Source organism: Fusibacter bizertensis, from assembly GCF_029914245.1.
In the GTDB taxonomy this organism is placed as follows: domain Bacteria; phylum Bacillota; class Clostridia; order Peptostreptococcales; family Acidaminobacteraceae; genus Fusibacter_C; species Fusibacter_C bizertensis.
In genome coordinates, this window is the sequence record NZ_JARYZI010000001.1 from 492,418 (window position 1) to 514,929 (window position 22,512).

The following is a 22,512-nucleotide window of genomic DNA, read 5'->3' on the forward strand; positions in this document are numbered from 1 at the left end:
TGCACTATTTTAAAGTTCTCACTCATCACAGAATATATACGATCTACTTTTGACCCAATCTCCCTGCAATTCTACCGAAGACGACAGCATCTAAAAGCGAGTTACCTCCTAATCGATTGAGTCCATGGATGCCACCAGTTGCTTCACCTGAAGCATAGAGTCCTTTAATGATTTGACCTTTGCTATCAATCGCCCTTGCCTTATCATCAATTAAGATTCCACCCATACAATAATGTACTCCAGGAATCACTTGTATCGCATAGTATTTACCGCTTTCAAGTGTTCTTTCAAGTGAACGTCTACCAAAGTCAGTATCACTTTGCTGAGCTACAAATTGGTTATAGTTCACAATGGTTTTCTGGAAAGTTTGTTTATCGATCCTCATTTGTTCTGCTAATGAATCTAAGGTATCTGCTGATAAAATGATATCCATGTTAATATAATCACTACTCGATGCCAGAGATGTTTTGATCTCTTCATTAAAAACAAGGTATACTTCTTGATCGGGTTGCGATAGAATATCTGCACTTAACAGATCTCGATTTTCCAGTTCATCGGAAAAACGTAACCCTTTGTTGTTAATCAAAATCCCGCCATTGCCCCTAATTGCTTCTGTAATCAACATACCATATTCATAGGAAACCGTTGGATGTGTCTGTATATATGACATATCAACGAGCTTTACATCAAGTGGTGCTACTAGGGTGATAAAATCTCCAGTCGCACTAGGACTGTTAGTGGTTTTATAGCCCTTAAGTTCTTGATTATAGTAAACATACATCTCTGGACTACCTCCAAAGCCACCTGTTGCGATGATGACGTTTTTTGCATGAATGGTATAAGTTCTACCTGATCGATCAACTACGCTCACCCCTGACACTTCTCCTGATGCCTCTGTAAGGATACTTATCGCTTTATTTTCAAGTCTTAAATCAATCCCTTTTTCATCTACATTCTTCTTTAAAACACGAACAATTTCACTTCCCACTGGTTGCCCACCACTTGGCCTTAGTGTTCTAGGAACAGCATGTCCTGCTAAGATACCGATATCTGTAAGGTCTGCCCCCATATTATCAAGCCAGTTTAACGCATCTGAACTCTCATTTGCCAACTTTTCTACCATGATTTTATTGTTAAGTGAGTGACCTGAAACCAGTACATCGTTTACAAAGAGTTCCTTTGAATCCACTATGCCCATCTCATCTTGAAAGGGTGATCCAACGATGTTAATCCCCGCTGTTGCACGCGCAGTGTTCCCACCGACATAGGGCATTTTCTCAAGTAAAATAACATCAAATCCAGCATCTGCTGCTTCTATCGCTGCACTCATGCCACTGGCACCTGCACCGATCACCACTACATCAGTCACTGTATCAGACCTAAGTAATGTATAAGTTATAAAGCCCCCGATAAAAATTACTGATATTATACTCACCACTATTGCTATTCGATTTTTGGTGCTCATGCGTGCTCCTTCCAAACATAGTACTTATTGGGACGACCGATTTTACCATAGTTTAGTTCTTCTTCAACGACACCTTGTTCAACCATGTATTCAAGGTAACGCCTCACAGTGACTCTTGCAAGACTGGTTACATCTGCAAGTTCTTGTGCTGTCTTGGGTTTACCACTTACGATAAGTCCATCTTTCACAATCTCATAAGTCATAGGATTGATTCCTTTTTCAAAGGTTTGTTCTTTTCCCGTCATAAGCATACGATCTATGTCTTCTTGATTAATTTGTCTATTCACGCTGAGATTTTTACGCTTTTGAACCACTTTCAAAATAGCTTCTGAAAACCGCGCATATGAGAAGGGTTTGATGAGATAATCTACGGCACCAAGTCTAAATACCAGTGAAACCGTCTCATAGCTGTTATCCGCTGTAATCAATACCACTTCTACATCAATAGCTTCCATCCTCACCCATGTTAATAAATCTGGACCACTACCTTCCCCCAGATACACATCAAGTAAAATCAAGTCTACTGATTCCTTTTCTAATATCCTTTGTGCTGCCTCTACATCACTGGCTTCATAGATCATCACATGGCTATCTATTTTTTTGAGATACCCTTTGTTAATGGTTCTTACCATAGGGTCATCTTCAACGATTAACACTTTCATCTGAACCTCCAGCTATTGTTTCGTTCATGGGCAAAGTAATCTCAACCACTAGCCCAGGATCATTGGATAACACTATTTGTCCACCTAATATACTGACGATGCTTTTAACTATTGCGAGTCCATAACCTCTATCTTTTCCTTTGGTACTTACCTCTTGTTCAAAGCACATTTCCATCATTTCAGCGATCATACCAGGACCACCATCTGAAACTACTATGCGAAATAAAGTTTCATCTTGAAAAAGCCCAACTTTAATCCATTTGTCTTCAAAAGATTTAAGAGCTTCTTCTGAGTTGTCAATCAAGTTTCCTAAGATGGATGTCAAGTCTTCATCCTTTGCATGAAGTGGCAAATGTGAGACATAAGTATCTTCATCAATAGTCAGTTCAATGTGTTTCTCAGTAAGTTTTGAATGCTTGGTCAGTAACAAGCCACCGACTGCGGCAACTTTGATTTTTTCTTGTATAGCAACAAGCATTGCTTGCCTTGGGGCAGTGATGGTTTCAATATAGTCAATTGCACCATCATAAGCTTCAAGTTGTATAAGACCGTATATTGCATGTAATTTGTTCATAAATTCATGGTTTTGCGCTCGAAGTGCCTGAGTCAGTTGTTTCATCTCAGTGAGTTCTTCAGCACGTTTACGTACCAAACTCATGTCTTCGATCTTCACTAAAAGACCTAATTTTTCATGAATATCATTAAGGGCATGAATGGTAACAATGAGCACTTGATTTTGAGGCAGTCGCCATTCAAACTGATACAGTTCTCGATCTCGCCAGAACTCTTGTGTAAGGTACATCGTAAAAGGAAGCTGTGAAAGTTCATCTCCTTCACTGATTGTCATGCCCAGTAACTGCTGAGCATTTTTATTTACCATAACCAGTTTTCCACGGTGATCTGATGCCAATATACCTTCACCAATATGATCGAGGATCATATCCTTCTGACTAAGTAACAGTGCTATTTCACTAGGTTCTAGTCCAAAGATATCTCTCTTGATATTGCGAGAAAGTAGATAAGCTGCACCAATTCCAAGCAAAACTGCCACCAGTGCAAAGAGGCTAAGCCATATAATTTGTCCTTTCATGGTCTGAAGGATACGACCGTTGAAAACTCCCACCACGACATAGCCAGTTTTTATACCCTCCGTGTAGATAGGTGCGTAACCTTCTACCATAGCATCCACAGACAAAGCATAGTAATAACTTGGTGACATTAGTTCGCCAGATAATTTGATCTCATTAGGCTTTATGGGTGTGTTAATGCGTTCTGGCAACGGATGTGCATAGAATTTCCCATCATTACTAATGATATATAGGTATTGAATTCCTGTTTTCAAATAAAGGCTTTCCACCGCTTGATTAACTGCTAAATAGCCGTTTTCAGCCTCCATATTCTCTTTTACATCTCTATTATCCGCGATAACCACTGCCTGATCCATAGCGTTTAGGGCAACTTGTTTTTGAACAGAATCAAACCAAGTGCCATACATTACTATGATTAATATGAGGACCAGAGCCACGATGAGCGTGGTCACTAACGTCATAATTTTATATTGTAATTTCATATTCCACCTATTCTTATCACTTTCTTGCTTCGTAGCTATTTTAACATATTTATGTAAATGCAAAAAGAGAAGTTATATAACTTCTCTGATGCATTGGGGTGTTACTTATCGAGTTGGATGTAAGGAATTACTATTTAATTGATAATGCGGCGTTTTTACCTGCTATTCTTCCGAATATTGTAATATCAGCCATTGCATTACCACCTAATCTGTTGTTTCCGTGTACGCCGCCAGTTACTTCTCCAGCAGCATATAAGCCTTTGATGACAGCATCACTACTATTAACGACTTCACCGTTAGTATTGATCATCAGTCCACCCATAGTATGGTGTACAGCTGGCGCTACTTCTACGGCATAGTATGGGCCTACACTAAGGGTTCTCGCCATACTTTGTCTCGAAAATTCAGGATCTGTTTCATCTGCAACATAACCGTTATATGTGTCTATTGTTATTTGAAGTGTTGCTGCATCTATATCTAATTTACCCGCAATTTCTTCTAGTGTCGCGCCTTCAATTAAGAAACCTTTTTTGTAGTAACCTTCAATTGCACTTAAACTCTCACGTACACTTTGGTCAAAGAACAAGTAGCCACTAGCATTTTCCTGTGCTAAGAGTGCATCAGATACAACTGCTCTCGTATCAAGCTCATTTACAAAACGCTTTGCCTCTCTGTTGACTAAGATTGCGCCATTTCCACGAACAGCTTCTGTAATCATATAGTTGTTAGATGGCATAACGGTTGGATGTGTCTGAATTTGTTCCATATCAACATAAGCAACATCGATATTTTTTGCAAATTCTATCACATCACCTGTTGCACCTGGATGATTTGTCGTTCCATAACCTTTAAGTGCCGGGTCAAATTGAGCAACCAAATCGTTGTTAGCACCGAATCCACCAGATGCTACGATAACTGCTTTTGCGTTGATATTATAGTTACCATCTGCAGTTTCTACTGTTACACCACTTACTTGACTTGAATCGCCAAGGATTTCAACTACTGTACTTTCTAATAATATCTCTATGCCAAGTTCTTGAGACTGCGCATATAACACATCAACGATATGTTGTCCAACCGGTGCACCACCAGTAGGTCTATGTGTTCTATCTTTACTTGCACCACCCATACGGCCAATATCTGTAAGGTCGGCACCAAGTCCCATCAACCACTCTACTGTTCCAGCTGAATTTTCAGCAAGTACTTTTACAAGTTCAGGGTTGTTGAGGTTACCGCCACCTTTCATAGTATCTTCAATAAAGATCTCAACTGTATCATCGATTCCTTTTTCTTTTTGTACACTGGTTTCAGCTGCGTTAAGGCCACCAGTTGCATATTTAGTGTTACCGCCTACCATAGGCATCTTTTCAACGACGATTACATTTGCACCGTTTTGAGTGGCTTCGATTGCAGCCGTTAAGCCTGCACCACCAGCACCGATGATGACAACATCTGTTGTTCTATCTTCAAGTTTTACTGCTTCCTTAGCTGCTTCTGTTGTCGCTGCAGTAGATGCACCTTCAAGGTATGCTTTTGCAAGCGCTGCGTTGACAGCTTCTAAAATCCCTTTAGATGTCAAACTCGCACCAGCGATGCCGTCAACTTCTCCAGAATTTGCTTTAAGAATTTTAGCTACTAGTTGATCTGCAGGTTCTACTGCAAACTCTGACTCGTGAAATTCCACAAGATCTATCTTCTCAATTTTAGTTTCAGAAACTGTCACAGATGCTTTAACAACACCTGCATGACCTTGTCCTTCACCTTCGTATGTTCCAGCAGTAAAGATTGCTTCATTTTCAACTTCTTTAGTCTTAACACAACCCGCTAACGTTCCAACGGTGATCATCAATAAGATGAGTACCCAGATTAAACCTTTTCTCATTTTATCCTCCATGTTGTCTTTAATTGTATCTACATGTAGGAGTATAATAGTTTGATAAAATTTTAGCAATATTGTGGTCTTATAGTATCTTTTTGTTCATTTAGTTCACAGATTTTCCCCTTATTTCAATCCGACTTGAAAAGCATCAGTATTCTTTATCTTATCTAACTGATCTGTTGCTATTCTAATTTTTCTCTCATTTTTGATATCTGCATAAGTACCAGTTTGATACTTTTTCATTGATGTTAGTTCATATACATTCAATTTTATATTTGTCAAATCACTTTTGAGATTTTGAAATTAATTCAGCAAGTTTACTCGTCCCCTCAATCACTTCATCAAGTTGCTTGAGCTCATCGACATATTTGCCTTCTCTAGCTACATTTAGATCTGCGATTTGTGCCTTGATCATATCTGCTTCTTCTTTGCTGATCTTTCCACTGGCAATATCATCTAGTAGCTTTTGATACTCAGCTACATCCAAATCACCTGCTTCTCCAAATACTTTGCTTACTCTTGGATCAAGCTGTGCACAGTTGATATTGTGTGTTAAGATATTGCCATTTCCTACGAAGTAGTTATGATTGTCTGTTACAGATAGATTGAAGATCTTTGTGCCATTCGTTGTATCATGCTGAATTTTAGAAATTGTTACAATTTGATCCTCTAGATCTACAAGACGATCCATATTTGTTAACTCTTTTGCCTCAACCCAGCCTTTGCCATCAACCCAAAATGGATGTTCTTCTGTTGCTGTGATGATGCCTTTATCTGTATAAAGTGTATATAACTCTTGTTTGAAACCTACATAAGTGCCATAGACTTCTTTTAACTCTATATTACCATTTTCTGTATTCTTTGAGAATACTAAATCACCAGTTTTTATTGTTTCAACTGGTTTATAGCCTTCACTTGTGTAGATAAGCATTCCTGCTACAAGACAGCCTGCACCGATGATTTTTTCATCGACTTTTTTAATTTCATCAGCAATTTCATCTGCTTTTTCTGCAAACAGTTTCTTAATGTCATCGCCTATTTTAGTGAGTTTTGCTTTTATACCACCAAATATTTTAAAAAGATTAGAAGATTCAAGAATTCGAAACATTTCATCAACATTTTCAGTAATATTTTTTACAATTTTAGCTGTAAAATTGCTCTTAAATTCACTGGCCGAAACAAAAGTTTCTTTTATAACTTTCATGACAGCATCCGAGTTTGATGTGATTTTTCCAACTGGAGCACTTAAAAAACCCTTTAAAGCAGAAACTGATAATCCAACTAAACCTAATGACAATATTCCACAAATAATATCGAATGCAAAATTATCGCCACCTCCAGTAATGAACGATTCAACTTGTTCAGCTATATACAATAGTGTATTAAGCACATCACTGAGTGTGGAAATTGGTTCAGGGAAAAATCCAACGATGTCCATGATACCATGAATGAGTTCTGTGACTGTAGGATTTTGAATATCTTTCAGGTTCTCCATTTCTTCCCACTTTTCAATGGCGTAAAACTGACAATCTAATGAATCCAAACGTCCTGTGTGAATAAAGTTCTCATCGGCTTGAAGAATGAGATCATCACCTTCTTTTATAACTTGAACAACAAATTCATATCCGTCACTCGTTACTCCCACATAACGAGTACCTACTTGCCTACTACCTTTTAAATTATTTGGTACATTCATTTGAAGTGGACTTAAGTTGCTTGGATTTGGATCAGGATTTGGATCAGAGCCATTATCAACCAAAACATATTTAATGTTTAATTGAGTTTTTTCTGGTTCAATTATTTCATCATAAGAAATATCAAATCCATCAACATACTTAGTGGTAATAATTGTCTCCGTTTTATTCGGATAAATTGGTTTTGTTAAATCATCAACATCACCCCAAACTGCATGTACATATTCAGTGTAACTTTCTATTTCAGTATCATAGTGTCCTTCTTTATCAACAACTCTAACATCTTTATAATATCCATTTTGAATAATATTGGGTTCATCTACCCATTTACCAGGTGTAACAAGTTCTTGAACCACTTTCTTTTCTTCTGGAGAAATTAAATAAGTCTCAGTGTATGAATAAGCTGGTTTATCTACAACACGTTTAGTTACTGCAGGAACCCATACTTGTTTAGGTTCTCCTGACTTTGAGTCTAAAACCCACTTGTAGTGTCCTGCTGTTACTATGACCGTTTTGTATGTCGCAGCCACAGTACGTGTTCTTGTACCGTAAATTGCAGGCTGAATAATTTTTGTTACACTTTTATATACTGCTGGTTTCCATATTCGTTTCATCTCAACTACTGGTGGAACCCATTCTTGAACAGTTTTATAAGTAGTTGGAATATAAACCCTTACAGCTCGATATGCGAGTCTTTCAAAAGCCTTTTGTATAATTACACTTTTTTGTTCATAACTCGATGGTGGTTTTGAAGTATCAGGTACATCAACATATGTTTTCACTTCCTCTGGAATTTTTACAGAGGTAGATGAAAAATTAAGCTTTCCTTCATAAGGCGAAGTATCTTTTACTTGCAAATTATATAGTTTAGTTTGAGCTGGTATTACAACTTCTTGCGTATATTTTTCATACAAGAAGTCATTTCCAAACCCAACTTCATAGCCGTAGTAAGTTCCTGATTCTCGAGTCCAGCCTGTTGTATCGTCACTCGGTGCAGCTGATGAATTTGCTTGCACTGAAGCAGCTTGCATCGTTGGCGAGTTAAAATTTACTGAGTCTCCATAACCAGATGAAACAGTACTCGCTTTCATTGCTGTACTCGCTAATGGCTGCATAGTCGGTGTGTATGCACCTTGGCTACCCGAGTTAGTTTGTGGCACATTTGAAGCTTCACTAAAAGTAATTTGGACCTTATTTACATCTGACCATCCGAGTCCTATGCTATCTGAAACATATGATTTAGACGGATCAACAGTTGAATCTGGTGACCAAGTGACCGCTTTTTCGGTTTCTTTAGTCCACTGTCCATCTTTATAGACATCTACATTTTGAGAAGACGATATGGCGTTTAAACCACTCTTATTTGAAAGTATGGCTGCATTTGAATCACTTTCTACGATATCATAATCGCCCTGTTCATAATCAACGGTGTAGTCATTTTCTATCACTGTTTTTGTGTTTGGTGCTGCAAATGCCATTTGGGCACCTCCGCTAAATAGCGAAGTCCATAACACCGTGAAAATAAGCACTTTTGAAATTACTTTTTTCATATTTTTCCCCTTTTAAATTTATTAGTTATATGATGGTGTTTTTATTCACCTCCTTCACCACATATAAAAAAGGCTCATTTTGAGCCTAATTTGTTACAATATCATACTGATTAGCATGATCGTTTCCTTTTTCAAAAATCAGTATCGCAAAGATAAAAAAGTTATAAAGTGGTATAAATAACCCCAAAACATAAAAACCACTTCTATTGATGTCATGTAACCTTTTCACAGTAATTGCATAGTTAGATATGAGTGCTGCAAATGCTAATACTAATAAGATAAAATTTAAGAGAAAGAAATTAATCAATATTGCAATATTAGCGAAAACCACTAAAGATGCAATTAGAATCAACTTCATTTCGATATATTTGTATCTACCTATTCTGCCTTTAAAAGATAACCATTTTTTCATAATGCCTCCTAAAATAATGCATAATTTTCGTAATATGATTTGACTTCCATCTCCATAACAGGATTACCTACGCCGTCATATGCTTTTACATATAAAATAAAAAAACTATATCCCCCTTTACCAAGAACATTATTCTCAATAAAAATGGATATAGTTTTCTTAAACTTTCAATTTATCTCTTATATAATTAATTATTTGAACTTAGCGTTCCCCACTGATCAGCTTCTCAAGCGCTACTACATCACTGACGATGATACTTGCGCCATTTGAGATAAGACAGTCGCGATCCCGAAAGCCCCAGTCTACGCTGATGCAATCGATACCTGCATTTTTAGCGGTTTGTATGTCAACTTCTGAATCACCTACATAGACCACTTCGTAAGGGGCCAGGTTCATTTCCTCTATACAGTGTAACACCATATCGGGTGCTGGTTTTCTTTTGATGTGATCCGTCACACCTAGTGCAAAATCAATCCACTGGCTAAAGTAAAGCTTATTCAGTATTATCACAGCACTATCGATCTTATTGGATACAATCGCTAGTTTTCTGCCTTCTTGGTGTAGTGATGCCAGTAGCGTATCCACGCCATCATAAAGCCCTGTTTTATGGTTGCAGTTAGCATCGTAGTAACTTACAAACGCATCATGAACGGCTTGATAATCAGGGTGCGCTGCCCCATCCTCTAAACAGAGCGCAATCAACTGCGCCACACCATTGCCTACATAACTTCTCACCTGAGAGATAGTCTTTTCCTCTAGTCCAAACTTAACCATGGTGACATTTACTGCGTCAGTTAGATCTTCAAGCGTGTTGAGTAGCGTCCCATCTAAATCAAATATAATCCCTTTATAACCTTTCAAACTCTTTCTCCTATTTATTCTATTTACATTTCGAGAATGCTGGTGCGTGCGTACAGTTTCGCAATTACTGCTTTCCCGATTTATGTTTCCTTGTCTATTATATCGTGAAGCCAACACCTTGACCAATGTCCTTTTTCGATTTCTTTTAGTTCAGGCAATTCTTCCGAGCATTTTCCAAAGGCTTTCTTACAGCGATCAGAGAAACGACATCCCTTTGATAGTTCAGACAGATGTGGCACATAACCTTTAATCGTCTCAAGGCGCCTTTTGCGATCGTCAATACGGGGGATACAAGTCATCAGTTCCTGTGTGTAAGGATTAAGCGGTGTATCAAACAAAGCCTGATTGCTACTGATCTCCATAACCTTACCGCAGTACATTACCACGACATCATCTGCAATCTCAGCCACTACCCCGAGGTCATGTGTGTTGAGAATCATCGCCATATGATGTTCTTTTTTTAGGTCGCGTAAAAGATCAAGAATCTCAGCTTGTATGGTAACATCAAGTGCCGTGGTCGGCTCATCTGCGATCAATAGTTTAGGCTGACACGCAATCGCCATCGCAATGATAATCCGTTGCCGCATGCCACCACTGAACTGGTCGGGTAACTGATGGTAACGCGCTTCGCAGTCCGTGATCCCTACAGCAGTCATCAGATCAAGCGCCGCATTTCTCAGGGCTAGCTTATCCATCTTCTGGTGTAACTTGATTGCCTCTTCAATTTGCTTGCCAACCTTAATCATAGGGTTAAGACTAGACATGGGATCTTGATAAATCATAGCGATATCATTCCCGCGTATGTCTCTGAGCTCACGCTCTTTCATCTTTATAAGATCTTTCTCCTGAAAAAGGATCTCGCCACCTACTATCTTTCCCGGATAATCCACCAACCCCATAATCGATAGTGCGGTGACACTCTTGCCACTTCCCGATTCTCCGATAATCGCCAAAGTCTTCCCTTCATTTAAAGAAAAACTGATATCATCCACTGCGGGAAATGCTTCGCCATCCAGATAAAAATATGTTTTTAGATGCTTTATCTCTATAAGTGTCATGTTCTCCTCCTAATCAGCCTTTATACGTGGCATTACAACATCTTTGAGCATATTTAAAGCCATAAAGATGACATAGTAGACAAGTGCAAGTGACACAATAAATACACTAAAAGCGACACCAGCCTCATACTGTGGTACAAGTGTTGTCGTATAAAAATAGATAAGGTGATAGCCTATACCTCTATACTGAAAAAACATCTCTACGATTACAAGGCTTGAAAACATAATGCCCATCACCGTTGGTAGCACCGATAAAACACCAAAAGCAATCTGCTTTGAGAGATGCGTCTTGATGATTTGAAACATCGAGCAGCCTTTGCCTCTTGCTGTTAAGATGTAAGGTTTAGACAACCCCTCTTCGATGACATTTGCAACTGTCCTTGAAAGATAAGCCGCAGGTAAAATCGCTATAGAGAGTATCGGGAAAATGGCATGTGCTAAAGTATCATCTCCAAAAAACGGGATGATGCCGAACCCTAAAAACGGAATATCATTTTTGAAGAGGTACATCGCACCTAACTGGATCAACGTGATGACCAAGATATCTGGTAGCGATAAGGGAATCAAAGACTGTAGAAGTTTCAAAGTTCCTGCTTTATTTTTTTTACGACTATCTATAATGCCTTTTAAAACACCGATGACCAGTGCGAGTAACGTGCCAAAGAAAAGGACGATAAAACTCCTTTTTGCAGCTATGATCAGCACTTGTAGCGTCGTTTCGCTTTTGATCATCACTTTAAAGGCATCACCGCTTAATATCAGTTTAAAATTACTTTTGATACTCTCAAGGGCATCTTTAACGGTAAGTGAAATCATGCTTTCACCATCGTAGTACGATACGCCAAAATCCATAGGGATACCAGTCACAGCGATCACTAGTGAAAGAATCGCCATCAGGATCAACAGATTGACCAGTACTCTTTTGCCAATAGCCATTAAGGTTTTTCTTTTCATCATAGCTGTACCCCCTCATGGTATAGATGACAAGCAACAGTACGACCTTCTTCAAGCGCAATCATCTGTGGCGGTGTCATTTCACATACACCCATTTTATAAGGGCAACGGGTATGAAAAGCACAGCCACTAGGGATCCGCATGGCACTTGGAATTTCACCCTTAAGTTCAATACGTCCTAATTGCCTACCTGGGATGGGCAATGGTGAAGCTGACATTAAAGCTTTTGTATAAGGATGTTTGGGATCATCAAAGAGCGTATCAACAGGTCCCTTTTCCACAATTTTACCAAGATACATCACTGCTACGCGATTGCTCACATGACGAATCACACTGAGGTCATGTGCAATAAAAAGATAAGATAACCCTAGTTCTTCTTGAAGGTCCATAGTTAAGTTTAAAATCTGTGACTGAACAGAGACATCCAGTGCCGATACAGGTTCATCACACACCACGAACTTTGGTTTAGTCGATAAGGCTCTTGCGATACCTATACGTTGCCTTTGCCCACCACTAAACTCATGTGGGAATTTCTTGGCATCTTGTTTAGTTAGCCCCACCATATTTAAAAGTCTGCCCACTTCTTGTCGGTAATCAACGGGACTGACGATTTTGAAAATTTGAAGCGGTTGAATCAAGATATCCTCTATGGTCATTTTGTAATCTAATGCTGAATATGGATTTTGAAAGACGATTTGTAGATCCTTTCTCATTTTCCTAAAAGCACGGTTACCAATTGTGCTGATGTCCTTACCTTCAAGTAAGATTTTACCCTCAGTAGGTTCTAAAAGTCTCAGGATCAATCTACCAGTGGTTGATTTACCACTGCCTGATTCACCCACAAGTCCTAGCGTCTCCCCTTTATCGATCCGGAAGTTTACGCCATTGACTGCATTGACGACACCTTTCTCTACACCGAGCACTTTGCTCTTGATTTGAAAACTTTTTTTTAAGTTTTGAACTTCAATCATGGCTGTACCTCCGCTGAGTTGTCATCATTCATCATGAATTCATTCATCGTCAAAGTGTCTAATATCAGTTGACCAATAGCGTCTATTCTCTCCACATTTAAGTTGTCGATTTCATCATAAGGGCCATTGATGGACATATTAGTTGTATTTCCCACGCCGATACTGGTTAGGGCATTGAGGCGCATATTTTGTAGCTGCTCTGTCATGGCATATTCGAAGTGATATCGACGGTATTTCACATCCATCTCTTTCAATCTTTTTTCCATCTCAAGTCCGATGAGGTAATTTTTACCATTGGCACGTTGCGCTGGAAGGGTTGTTAAATTCAGTGTATCTTGCTCAGCATATCCTGGATAAGCAATATCGATATAGTAAAAGCCATGTGCCATAGACATTTGAACATCAGTCATATCAGTGAGGTGAAACTGTCCCACGCCACTTAACTGAGTATATTTGCCGGTTTCAGCTTCGTTGTCCCAGAACATAAAAAGGATTGATTTTTCAAGCGGTTCATCGATTCCCCCTATTACTCTTGCAATTTCCAGAGCCGTCGCAGCTGGTGTAGCACACATGGCAAAAGGTGTATTTTCGCTGCCATTATAAACACCATCATAACTTGCCCCTATAATGATGGTCTCACCTGGATCATCTATAGTTCTCCCCTTTCCCGGTAAAAATCCTGTGATATTACGCCCAGGATGCGCTGCCATTTGAGGATAGGATAAATTGATTTCCACTTCACTATAGCCACTGCTAACTGCTTCACTTAGAGCATCATAAAGCGATGCATAAGGGACAATCACAGTCGCATTAAAAACTTGTGTACCCATGGCCCCTTCGTAACCATTCCAGCCCATGAAAAATTCTGCATCATATTCAAACGACGTAGACTTGTCTACTTTAAACAAATTCTTAGGCTTTTCACCGTTTTTGTTCATAAAGGGGTAATCAGTTGTCATTGGAAAAAAAGCGTTATTTTCGGATAGATTGCTAGCCAATTTACTTGCGTGTTCATTGTCTACAGCGATGCCTTTATAGATCAGCCTTTCTGTAGTTTCTTCTGTAAAGACATCTCTGTTAATTGACAAGATACTAAAATCTTTATAAAGCTCAAATGTTTTTTCACTGCCATCTGCACTTACGATTTTGATATAGCCAGAGTCCACGAAAACGGGCGATATATCTTTTGGAACGACCTTGTCATTTTCTGTCTTTAAAAATGCAATTTCGGTTTCATCTACTTGATAGCCATACGCTGATAGTTGAGTTTTGATGTATTCTCCAGCTTGATAGCCACCTTCAGTGCCTGCAACTCTTCCTTTAAAATCCTCGCTTACTAATTGCTCAAGATTAGCCATCGCATAATCAATGTTAAAGTCATATCGACTTGGGTGCCATGGAATGACGATATAAAGGACAATTCCTGTAATTAAGATCAGTTTTACTGCGACAGGTTTATAGTAGTGCTTGATGTCTTTAAGTTGGGTGATAAAAAGCTTAGGTGATATAAAATAGAAAATCTTGCGAATATCACTGATCACTCGCGAGTTTCTCTTATAAAACTCTATGCGTAGCCCTTCACCGAGTAGGTTAAAGCCAACTATTGCGATACTGAATAGTAGTACAGGGAATATAGTCATCCAGTATACCGTATCAAACTTACGCATGTTAACTGCTATCCTAGATAGTGTACCGCCCCATTCAGGTTCTAAGATCATGTCATAGTTTGACTTAAAGGCAAGTGCCTTAATCTCCCTTGTAACGCCTACAAACACATTGAAAACTGCAAGTTGAGCGATTAGAAACATCGCCATTCCCATCTCTTTGAAGAATAAGCTTACCGCATCAGGGATAAGATGTGGCAGTATATTTTGAAAGGCAATTTGTAGTTTTGTCTTACCAATGGCGATCTCCCCTTCGATAAAGTCTTCAGACATGACTTTTCGAGTTGAGTCTTCGATCATACCAGCGAGCTTCGCCCAGCCTAGTGCGGTAAATACAATGGCAAAAGCGACAATTGCCTTGTCCATCTGTAGATGCGTAAAGTATGCGATATTTAAGATGATATAACTGAATATCAAGATTGGAACAGCGGTAAAAAAAGTATTAAAAACCTTGATCAGCATCGAAAAAAATTTAGCCCCCATGCCAGCTGCAAGTCCCAAAGGAAAAGCGATTAGCATTCTAAAAAGTGCCACTAAGAAAACGATAGTCAGTGTATTTCTCGTCCCATAAATGAGGCGCGCGTAGACATCTCTACCGGCATCGTCCGTCCCCATAAGATTATCTCTATTCGGCGGCATTGGATTATAGCCAAAATGCTCTACCCACTCACCATTCTCCCTCACCTCTATGTATTTAGGTGATTCTTCATATAAGGGATCTTTGTTCGTGAAAAGTGCTGGAAACATATACATCAGCATCAAGATCAAAAGGATGCCAATGCCCAGAATTAAGGGAAAATTAATCTTTCTCATAATGTGTCTACTCCTTCTAGATTTGTGTAAAAATACAGATCGTTGATTCTTTTTTATCATTATATCTCTAAACGTACTGAATTGTCATACTATTATAAATATTCTAATCAAACTTTAAAATATCTGTCTTGTCACTAAAAAATCTCTTCTTTTCGACAAAAAAACCTTTACGATTAACTTGATTACCAGTTTAATCGTAAAGGTTATAATTTACTTTATAATTTACCATCGCATTTGATTATAATATGCAATAAAGGCTGCTTGTACTTCTTTTTTTCTCGCTCGACTCATCTTAAGATCATGACCTCCACTCATAAGTACACTTTCTGAATTCATCTTAACCACATGTTTTAAATTGATGAGATAACTCTTGTTGCACATGATGAAATGATAGGGTCTTAATTTATCGTTCATCTCTCTTAAACTACCTAGCATTTTATATTCATCTTCTTTCGTGATGAAAAAAAGCCAGTGATTTCTTACTTCAATAAAAATGATCTCACTTGCTTTAATATTCCTGATACCATCTTCTACGGGTACTAATATGTTTACTTCTTCTTTTCTATCAATCACATCTATTGCTGCACTAAATTTTATAGCAAACTGAGTATAGTCAATGGGTTTCATCATATAGTCAAAAGCTTGCACTTCATAGCCGTTGATCGCGTATTTTGCAGTATTTGTTATAAATACGATCACAGCATGTGGATCGGATTTGCGTATTTCTTTAGCGACTTCCATACCATTGAGATGAGGCATCTCAATATCAAGAAAAATAATATCATAGATAGGTTTAAAATGTGAAATCATCTCAAAACCATTGGAATAAGATGTCACTTGTATCGATACATCATGATCTTTTTCATATTGCGTTAGATGCTGATATAATTTTTCAAGGTAAGTAAAATCGTCATCTACAATAGCAATTTTAAGCATCGGGACCTCCTGATCTTATCCTATCTTACATGAATACTTTGAAATCTAGTTAGTTTACCTTTATTTTAGCATAAAAGAAGGGTTCTTCCGAACCCTTCTTAACTTTACATGTTATAAACTTGAGTTACTTTGATACTAAATCAAATTAGATTTCTAAAGTTACTTGATCTTTCTTTCTTCTCACTCTTGATAATACAATCCAAAGAACAAGTAAAACAATGATCACGATATCTGCAACATTTCTAACTACTTTCCAAGGTGCCATTTTAACAGTTATTGTAGAACCTGGTACAATACCGTTCATAGCGTTGCTGTTTGCTACTGTATATAGAAGTCTGTGTGCTGATTTTCTTAGGTTTGTAACTGCAGTTGCACTGCTACTATCTTCAAGTGATTTCATAGAATCAAAAGTAATATAATAGTCTGTACCAGCTGCAATACCTTGGTTAGCGTACATATGCTCATAAAGGTTGAAGTCAGAGATCACAACACCTTCAAAGCCCCATTCACTACGTAATACATCTTCTAAAAGTGCATGGCTTCCGCCTGTCCAAGTAGAACCGATTCTATTGAATGAACTCATTAGTGCAGTTGTCGCTTTCATTTCTTTCTCTACCATTGTACCATTTTCATCACCGATGTAGCTGATGGTTGTTGTCGCATTTTTAACCGTTTTCTCAAATCCTTTAAGATAGATTTCGCGGATCGCTTGCTCGTTTGCCCATGTTGCGACACCATTGTTAACTCTATTCGTTTCTTGATCATTTAAAGCAAAGTGTTTGATAAAAGTATATACACCTTTTTTAGCTGCACCTTCGACAACTGCTTGTGTTATTTTAGCGCTTACAACAGGATCTTCTGAATAATATTCAAAGTTTCTACCTGCAAATTGTGAACGGTGTACGTTAAGAGCAGGTGCATACCAGCCATTAACGCCTTTATCAAGTGCTTCATTACCAACCATTTGTCCCATTGATGTTGCAAGTTCAGTATTGTAAGTCGAAGCAATTACAACTTCTGACGGATATGCTGTTCCTTTGATCTCAGCGCCCATGAAAGAACTCAATCCTGCTGGTCCATCAATGTCTATCGTAACTGGTTTAGAAACTGATGGCATTTCAAGTGTTGTATACGCGCCGTTCATAATTACTTTTACAACTTCTTGTGGATCAACTTGATCTAAAAGTGCATCCCATGCTGGATCATCATATGCTTTTCCTCTAAGGTCAATAAGTGTCAAACCGTTGTTCGCCTTAGTTGTTGGCATCACTGCGTCAGCATCTTCATGATCTGCTGCGACATACTTTTGGAAACCTGTAATGATTGCTTCATTTGCAACTTTATCAACAGCCATTGGCGCAGTTGGGAAAGTACCTGCAAAATCAGCACGTGACATGTTCAGTGCATATCCTTCAGTAGCTGTGTCAGTAAACATTGCTGATACGTCATCAAATTGATTTGTTGCCTCAACAAGATCTGTTGATCGTTTGTTGCTATCATTATAGACAACTTTTTTATTTACATCGTAAACGATTGGTTCAATGCCATCTTTCATGTTGTGAGAATCAGTTTGTACTCTCACTTCATAAGCACCACTGTCTAATACATATGCTTTTTCAGTTTTATAATCATAAGATGCCATATCTTCAACTGCAAAAGTTAAAGTAACAACTTGTGATTCTCCTGGTGCAAGTAAGTTAGTCTTTGCAAAATCAGCAAGAACAACTTCTGATTTTTCGATGCCACCTTTGGTATAAGGTGCTGAATAGTATACTTCAACTACATCTTTACCTGCAACTGCACCTGTGTTAGTAACTTCTACATCTAAAGTAATTGACTCGTCGGTTTTGCCAAGTGTTTCATTAACCACTTTCCAGTCAAATGATGTATAGCTTAAGCCATAACCAAAAGGATAAACAACTGCTTCATCATAGTTGATAAAGCCTTCTTTTGCTGCTGTTTCATAATATCTATAACCTACATAGATGCCTTCTTCGTATTGTACGAAAGTTGCATCACCAATAGCATTTTTCTTATTGATATTTGAATATTGAAAGTGTCCAAAGTTGTTAAATGTAGGGTCCTTAGATAAATCTGCTGGATATATATCAACTGTATGACCTGATGGATTTACAGTACCATTTAAAATTCTACCTACAGAGTTAAAACCCGTTTTTCCTGGGAATCCAATCATTAATATCGCATCAATTTCTGGATCTGCTTCAAGGATACCAAGTTCCATAGCAGCACTAGAGTTAATTAATACAATTACATTTTCAAAATTCTCTTTAGCAAGTGCAATCAACTCTTTTTCGTCTTTGTTGAGCTCAAGTTGATGTTGTCCTGCTTCATAGTTGTCATCCCAACCTTTCATATCTTGGGCAAGGTCTCCACCTTCACCTGCTGGACGACTGATCGTAACAACTGCTGCATCACCATATACTTTAAAGCTATCAAGTGCTTCAGTTGTATATTGAGATACTGGCATTTCACCAATCATGTAAGTCGATGCTTCAGGATTATCCATTACGATTGAAGATTTTGGATTATCATAAACTTTTGAAGGCCCAAATACGCCTTGCTCCATTTTGAAAGAAGCAAATTTATTTAAGAGGTCATAAACTGTGCCATTTACATCAAAACCTGCATTATTAAGGCCTAGTTTTAAATCAATTAAGCCTTCTGACGATGAAGAACCTGAACCAGATCCACCATACACAGAATCGACACTGCCTCTACCTAAAAGTGTGAGTTTTGCACTACTTGCAAGTGGCAATACACCATTATTTTTTAAAAGTACGAAACCTTCATCAGTGATGCTAGTAACCAAATCACCAGCAGCAGCTGAAATTTCAGTTGCATCTTTATAGTCGTTTGCATAATAATCACTTACCCAGTTCTCAGAACCTTCTGATTTTTGAATGATCATCTCTCCAGTACCTAGATACAAGTTTGCATGACTTTCGAAAATCACGGATGCAATATTTACGATTAAAACCAGTACAAGAAATATTGCTAAAATAATCTTTCCTAACTTTTTCTTTCCTTTTTTTGCTGAGTTATTAACCACGACTAACCTCCTAAGTTTCTCTCCTATGACTAATCTAAATTGCTTTTTCGTTTTGTTCAGGTAATTTTTTCATTACTACGAACTTTAAAACGGGATAGATAATGATGACTTGAACCAATATGTTAATTGCATTGGTTAAATTCATCCCCCAAAAACTGCCAACTACTGCTGATAATGGTTCCAGAACAAGAGTTGGTATATACAAACAAATCACATAAACGATCATTACAGTTAACAAATAGATCGGGATAGCACTACCTAACTTGTTGTTAGAATTAAACACTAAATTCCTTTGTACTATAAAGTTTACTGCTTGAGCGCAGAAGAAGCTTAGAAGGAAAGCTAAAAACCCTCCAAGACCACCACTTTCTGTTTTATAATTAAATATTAAAAAAGAAAATGGAATATCTAATAATGATTTGAACAGTATCGAGTTGCCGATGTTGAGTACAACAAAATTGGTGATTGTTGCAATGTTACTGAGTAAATTAAACATGATGAATTCATAAAGTTCAGCATGTCTCTCTTTAAATCTAACGATTGAACTAAGCATTAATTAAGCCCTCTCTTCCTATAACTGATGAACGACCGAACCAATCCACCGAGTCCTTTAAAGAAATGGCCATTGACTATGTCTAATATATTTTTTGTCATGGCAATTGAAACCGCGCCATTTGACATCTTTGCTATAGCCCTAAAAGGCATATTGGATAAGAAGAACAAGTTAAGATCAGGATTGCCTTTCTTAACCGACTTATTTCTTAATCCAATTAATATCTTAATAGCAGTTCTAGCTAAAAAGCTTTTCGCATATACCATTTGTGCTAGTGAATCATTTAACCCCAAAGGCTCTGTTCTATCCCAAGTAGCCTTTGGCACAACATCGCCATACAGCGCTTGAAAAGTATCAAAACTTACGGCTGAAACAGTTCCTTTGTAATAATCACTTAGTTTTTGTTGATCCTCTTTTTCAGGCGTTTTTCCATCAATTTTAATTTCACCTTTTAGTTTGATCTCTCTTGAAGAACTTCCAACTAAAAGCTGATATAACCCATTCTCTATCTGAAATGAATTTTCATTTACATCGTAATAACGAAAAGAATAATCATCAAATGGCATCTCAACAATTGCAGTTTCACCGGGCATCAAAAATATTTTTTTGAAACCCTTTAACTCTTTTGATGGATGATGAATTAGATTTTGATCTTTACCTATATAAAGCTGTGCAATTTCAGCACCTGCTACAGGACCAATATTTTTTAAACTAAACCTAACACCGTCTTGCATTACCACAAGATCCGAATACTCGAAACTGGTATAACTAAGACCATAACCAAAAGGATAACGTACGTCTTGACCTACTTTGTCATAATAACGGTATCCGACATATAGTCCTTCGCGGTATTCACTGGTTCTTTCATTACCTGGATAATAATTGATATTAGGAACATCTTCATATTTTAAAGGATACGATTCACTGAGTTTTCCACTTGGATTTACCGCGCCAGTTAATACGTTCAATATCGCGTTAGCACCAGCTTGTCCTGTTAGATATCCATGTACGATTGCATCGCACTGTGTTTCCCAAGGCATCTCTATCACAGAACCACCACTGATTACAGCCACCACTTTAGTAACTTTAGCTACAGCTTCTAACAGTTCTATCTGACAGCTTGAGATTTTTAAATGCTGTCTATCTTGTCCTTCAACTTCATCAATTTCATTTAAGCCTATATAGACAACTGCAACATCTGCTTTTTTTGCTAAGTTAACTGCTTCTTCGCATTTATCATGTGCACATTTACCAACACGGTCATAACCACTGGCATATCCAATTATGTCAAGATTAGCTTGTTTCATCACTTCAAGCGTACTATCTAGCTTGTAAGGATTAACCATACTTGAACCCGCACCTTGATAACGTGGAGTATCTGCAAAGTCTCCGACTATAGCCACTTTACAATCTGGTTTTAGCGGTAACACATCCTCATTCTTCAAAAGTATAATAGATGCTTCAGCTGCCTTTTGTGCCAACTTATGATGTGCTTCAAAATCTAGCTCTATTTTTCGATTAATCTCTGTTTCATATAGCACTTTCAGATATTCTTCAACACGTTCATCTAAAACAGTTTCATCTAAATTACCTGATTTAACTGCATCGACGATTTGATGTACACTGTCGTAACCTGTTGATGGCATCTCCAGATGTGCACCAGCTTTGACGCTTTCTACAGCATCATTACTGCCACCCCAATCTGAAACGACCATACCTTCAAACCGCCATGTATCCACAAGCAAATCTCTTAGTAAATATTTGTGTTCATGAGAATAGGTGCCGTTTACTTTGTTATAAGAGGACATCACTGCCTTAGGCTTGCCTTCTTTAACTGCTATCTCAAATCCTGTGAGGTATATCTCATGCAATGTTCTATCATCAACAATAGAATCATTTGTCATCCTGAGATATTCTTGGTTATTAGCAGCGAAATGTTTGAGACAAGCACCAACACCTTCGCTTTGGATACCTCTTGTGTATGCCGCTGCAAGCTTCCCCGCCTGATAAGGGTCTTCGCTATAATATTCAAAATTACGCCCACATAATGGACTTCTCTTAATATTTAGACCTGGACCTAATATGATATTGACCTCATTGTAAACTGCTTCTTTACCAAGCGCCTTTCCTACAGCTTCGCACATCTCTACATCCCAGCTATTCGCCATAGTTGCAGAGGTTGGAAAACATGTTGCAGCTACTCCTTTGACAAGTCCTAGATGATCGCCTTCGCTGGCTTGCTTTCGAAGACCATGCGGTCCGTCTGCAAGTGCCATCGCAGGAATGTTTAACCGATCTATTTTTCTTGAATGCCAAAAATCTTCACCTGAAAGCAATGAAGCTTTTTCAACCAATGTCATTTGCGTAGTAATTGACCCATAATTTGACGGCATCGACATT

General features: G+C 38.1%; 15 protein-coding genes. All 15 read right to left on the reverse strand.

Annotation, left to right across the window (positions count from 1 at the left end; all coding sequences use genetic code 11):
• Positions 1–43: 43 nt before the first annotated feature.
• Positions 44–1,465, reverse strand: a complete 1,422-nt coding sequence (locus QE109_RS02515; RefSeq protein ID WP_281092800.1) for a flavocytochrome c — start codon at positions 1,463–1,465, stop codon at positions 44–46.
• On the reverse strand, positions 1,462–2,127 hold the full coding sequence (locus tag QE109_RS02520) for a response regulator (protein ID WP_281092801.1): 666 nt from the start codon (positions 2,125–2,127) through the stop codon (positions 1,462–1,464). The genes QE109_RS02515 and QE109_RS02520 overlap by 4 nt, the downstream gene beginning before the upstream one ends.
• On the reverse strand, positions 2,108–3,697 hold the full coding sequence (locus QE109_RS02525; protein ID WP_281092802.1) for an ATP-binding protein: 1,590 nt from the start codon (positions 3,695–3,697) through the stop codon (positions 2,108–2,110). Before QE109_RS02525 ends, QE109_RS02520 begins: the two co-directional genes overlap by 20 nt.
• A 130-nt stretch (positions 3,698–3,827) precedes the next feature.
• A complete protein-coding gene (locus QE109_RS02530; protein ID WP_281092803.1) occupies positions 3,828–5,579 on the reverse strand; it encodes a flavocytochrome c in 1,752 nt (583 codons plus the stop codon).
• A gap of 280 nt (positions 5,580–5,859) precedes the next feature.
• Positions 5,860–8,820 (reverse strand): polymorphic toxin-type HINT domain-containing protein, encoded by a 2,961-nt coding sequence (locus tag QE109_RS02535; RefSeq protein ID WP_281092804.1) that lies wholly within the window; start codon positions 8,818–8,820, stop codon positions 5,860–5,862.
• Between the two features lie 85 nt (positions 8,821–8,905).
• Complete coding sequence (locus tag QE109_RS02540) at positions 8,906–9,232, reverse strand: DUF805 domain-containing protein (RefSeq protein ID WP_281092805.1); 327 nt, start codon at positions 9,230–9,232, stop codon at positions 8,906–8,908.
• A 201-nt stretch (positions 9,233–9,433) separates the two neighbouring features.
• A complete protein-coding gene (locus tag QE109_RS02545; protein WP_281092806.1) occupies positions 9,434–10,093 on the reverse strand; it encodes an HAD family hydrolase in 660 nt (219 codons plus the stop codon).
• A gap of 80 nt (positions 10,094–10,173) precedes the next feature.
• Positions 10,174–11,151 (reverse strand): ABC transporter ATP-binding protein, encoded by a 978-nt coding sequence (locus tag QE109_RS02550; protein ID WP_281092807.1) that lies wholly within the window; start codon positions 11,149–11,151, stop codon positions 10,174–10,176.
• 9 nt (positions 11,152–11,160) lie between these two features.
• Positions 11,161–12,108 (reverse strand): ABC transporter permease subunit, encoded by a 948-nt coding sequence (locus QE109_RS02555; protein WP_281092808.1) that lies wholly within the window; start codon positions 12,106–12,108, stop codon positions 11,161–11,163.
• On the reverse strand, positions 12,105–13,076 hold the full coding sequence (locus QE109_RS02560) for an ABC transporter ATP-binding protein (RefSeq protein WP_281092809.1): 972 nt from the start codon (positions 13,074–13,076) through the stop codon (positions 12,105–12,107). Before QE109_RS02560 ends, QE109_RS02555 begins: the two co-directional genes overlap by 4 nt.
• Entirely contained in the window at positions 13,073–15,553 is a 2,481-nt protein-coding gene (locus QE109_RS02565) for an ABC transporter permease subunit (RefSeq protein ID WP_281092810.1), read from the reverse strand. Before QE109_RS02565 ends, QE109_RS02560 begins: the two co-directional genes overlap by 4 nt.
• A gap of 222 nt (positions 15,554–15,775) precedes the next feature.
• Positions 15,776–16,489 carry a LytR/AlgR family response regulator transcription factor gene (locus QE109_RS02570; RefSeq protein WP_281092811.1) on the reverse strand — a complete coding sequence of 238 codons (714 nt, stop codon included), beginning with the start codon at positions 16,487–16,489 and terminating at the stop codon, positions 15,776–15,778.
• 145 nt (positions 16,490–16,634) lie between these two features.
• Positions 16,635–19,559, reverse strand: a complete 2,925-nt coding sequence (locus QE109_RS02575) for a glycoside hydrolase family 3 N-terminal domain-containing protein (protein WP_281092813.1) — start codon at positions 19,557–19,559, stop codon at positions 16,635–16,637.
• A 34-nt stretch (positions 19,560–19,593) separates the two neighbouring features.
• Positions 19,594–20,112 (reverse strand): polysaccharide biosynthesis protein GtrA, encoded by a 519-nt coding sequence (locus tag QE109_RS02580; RefSeq protein WP_281092814.1) that lies wholly within the window; start codon positions 20,110–20,112, stop codon positions 19,594–19,596.
• Positions 20,112–22,505, reverse strand: a complete 2,394-nt coding sequence (locus QE109_RS02585) for a beta-glucosidase (RefSeq protein WP_281092815.1) — start codon at positions 22,503–22,505, stop codon at positions 20,112–20,114. Before QE109_RS02585 ends, QE109_RS02580 begins: the two co-directional genes overlap by 1 nt.
• Between the last annotated feature and the right edge of the window lie 7 nt (positions 22,506–22,512).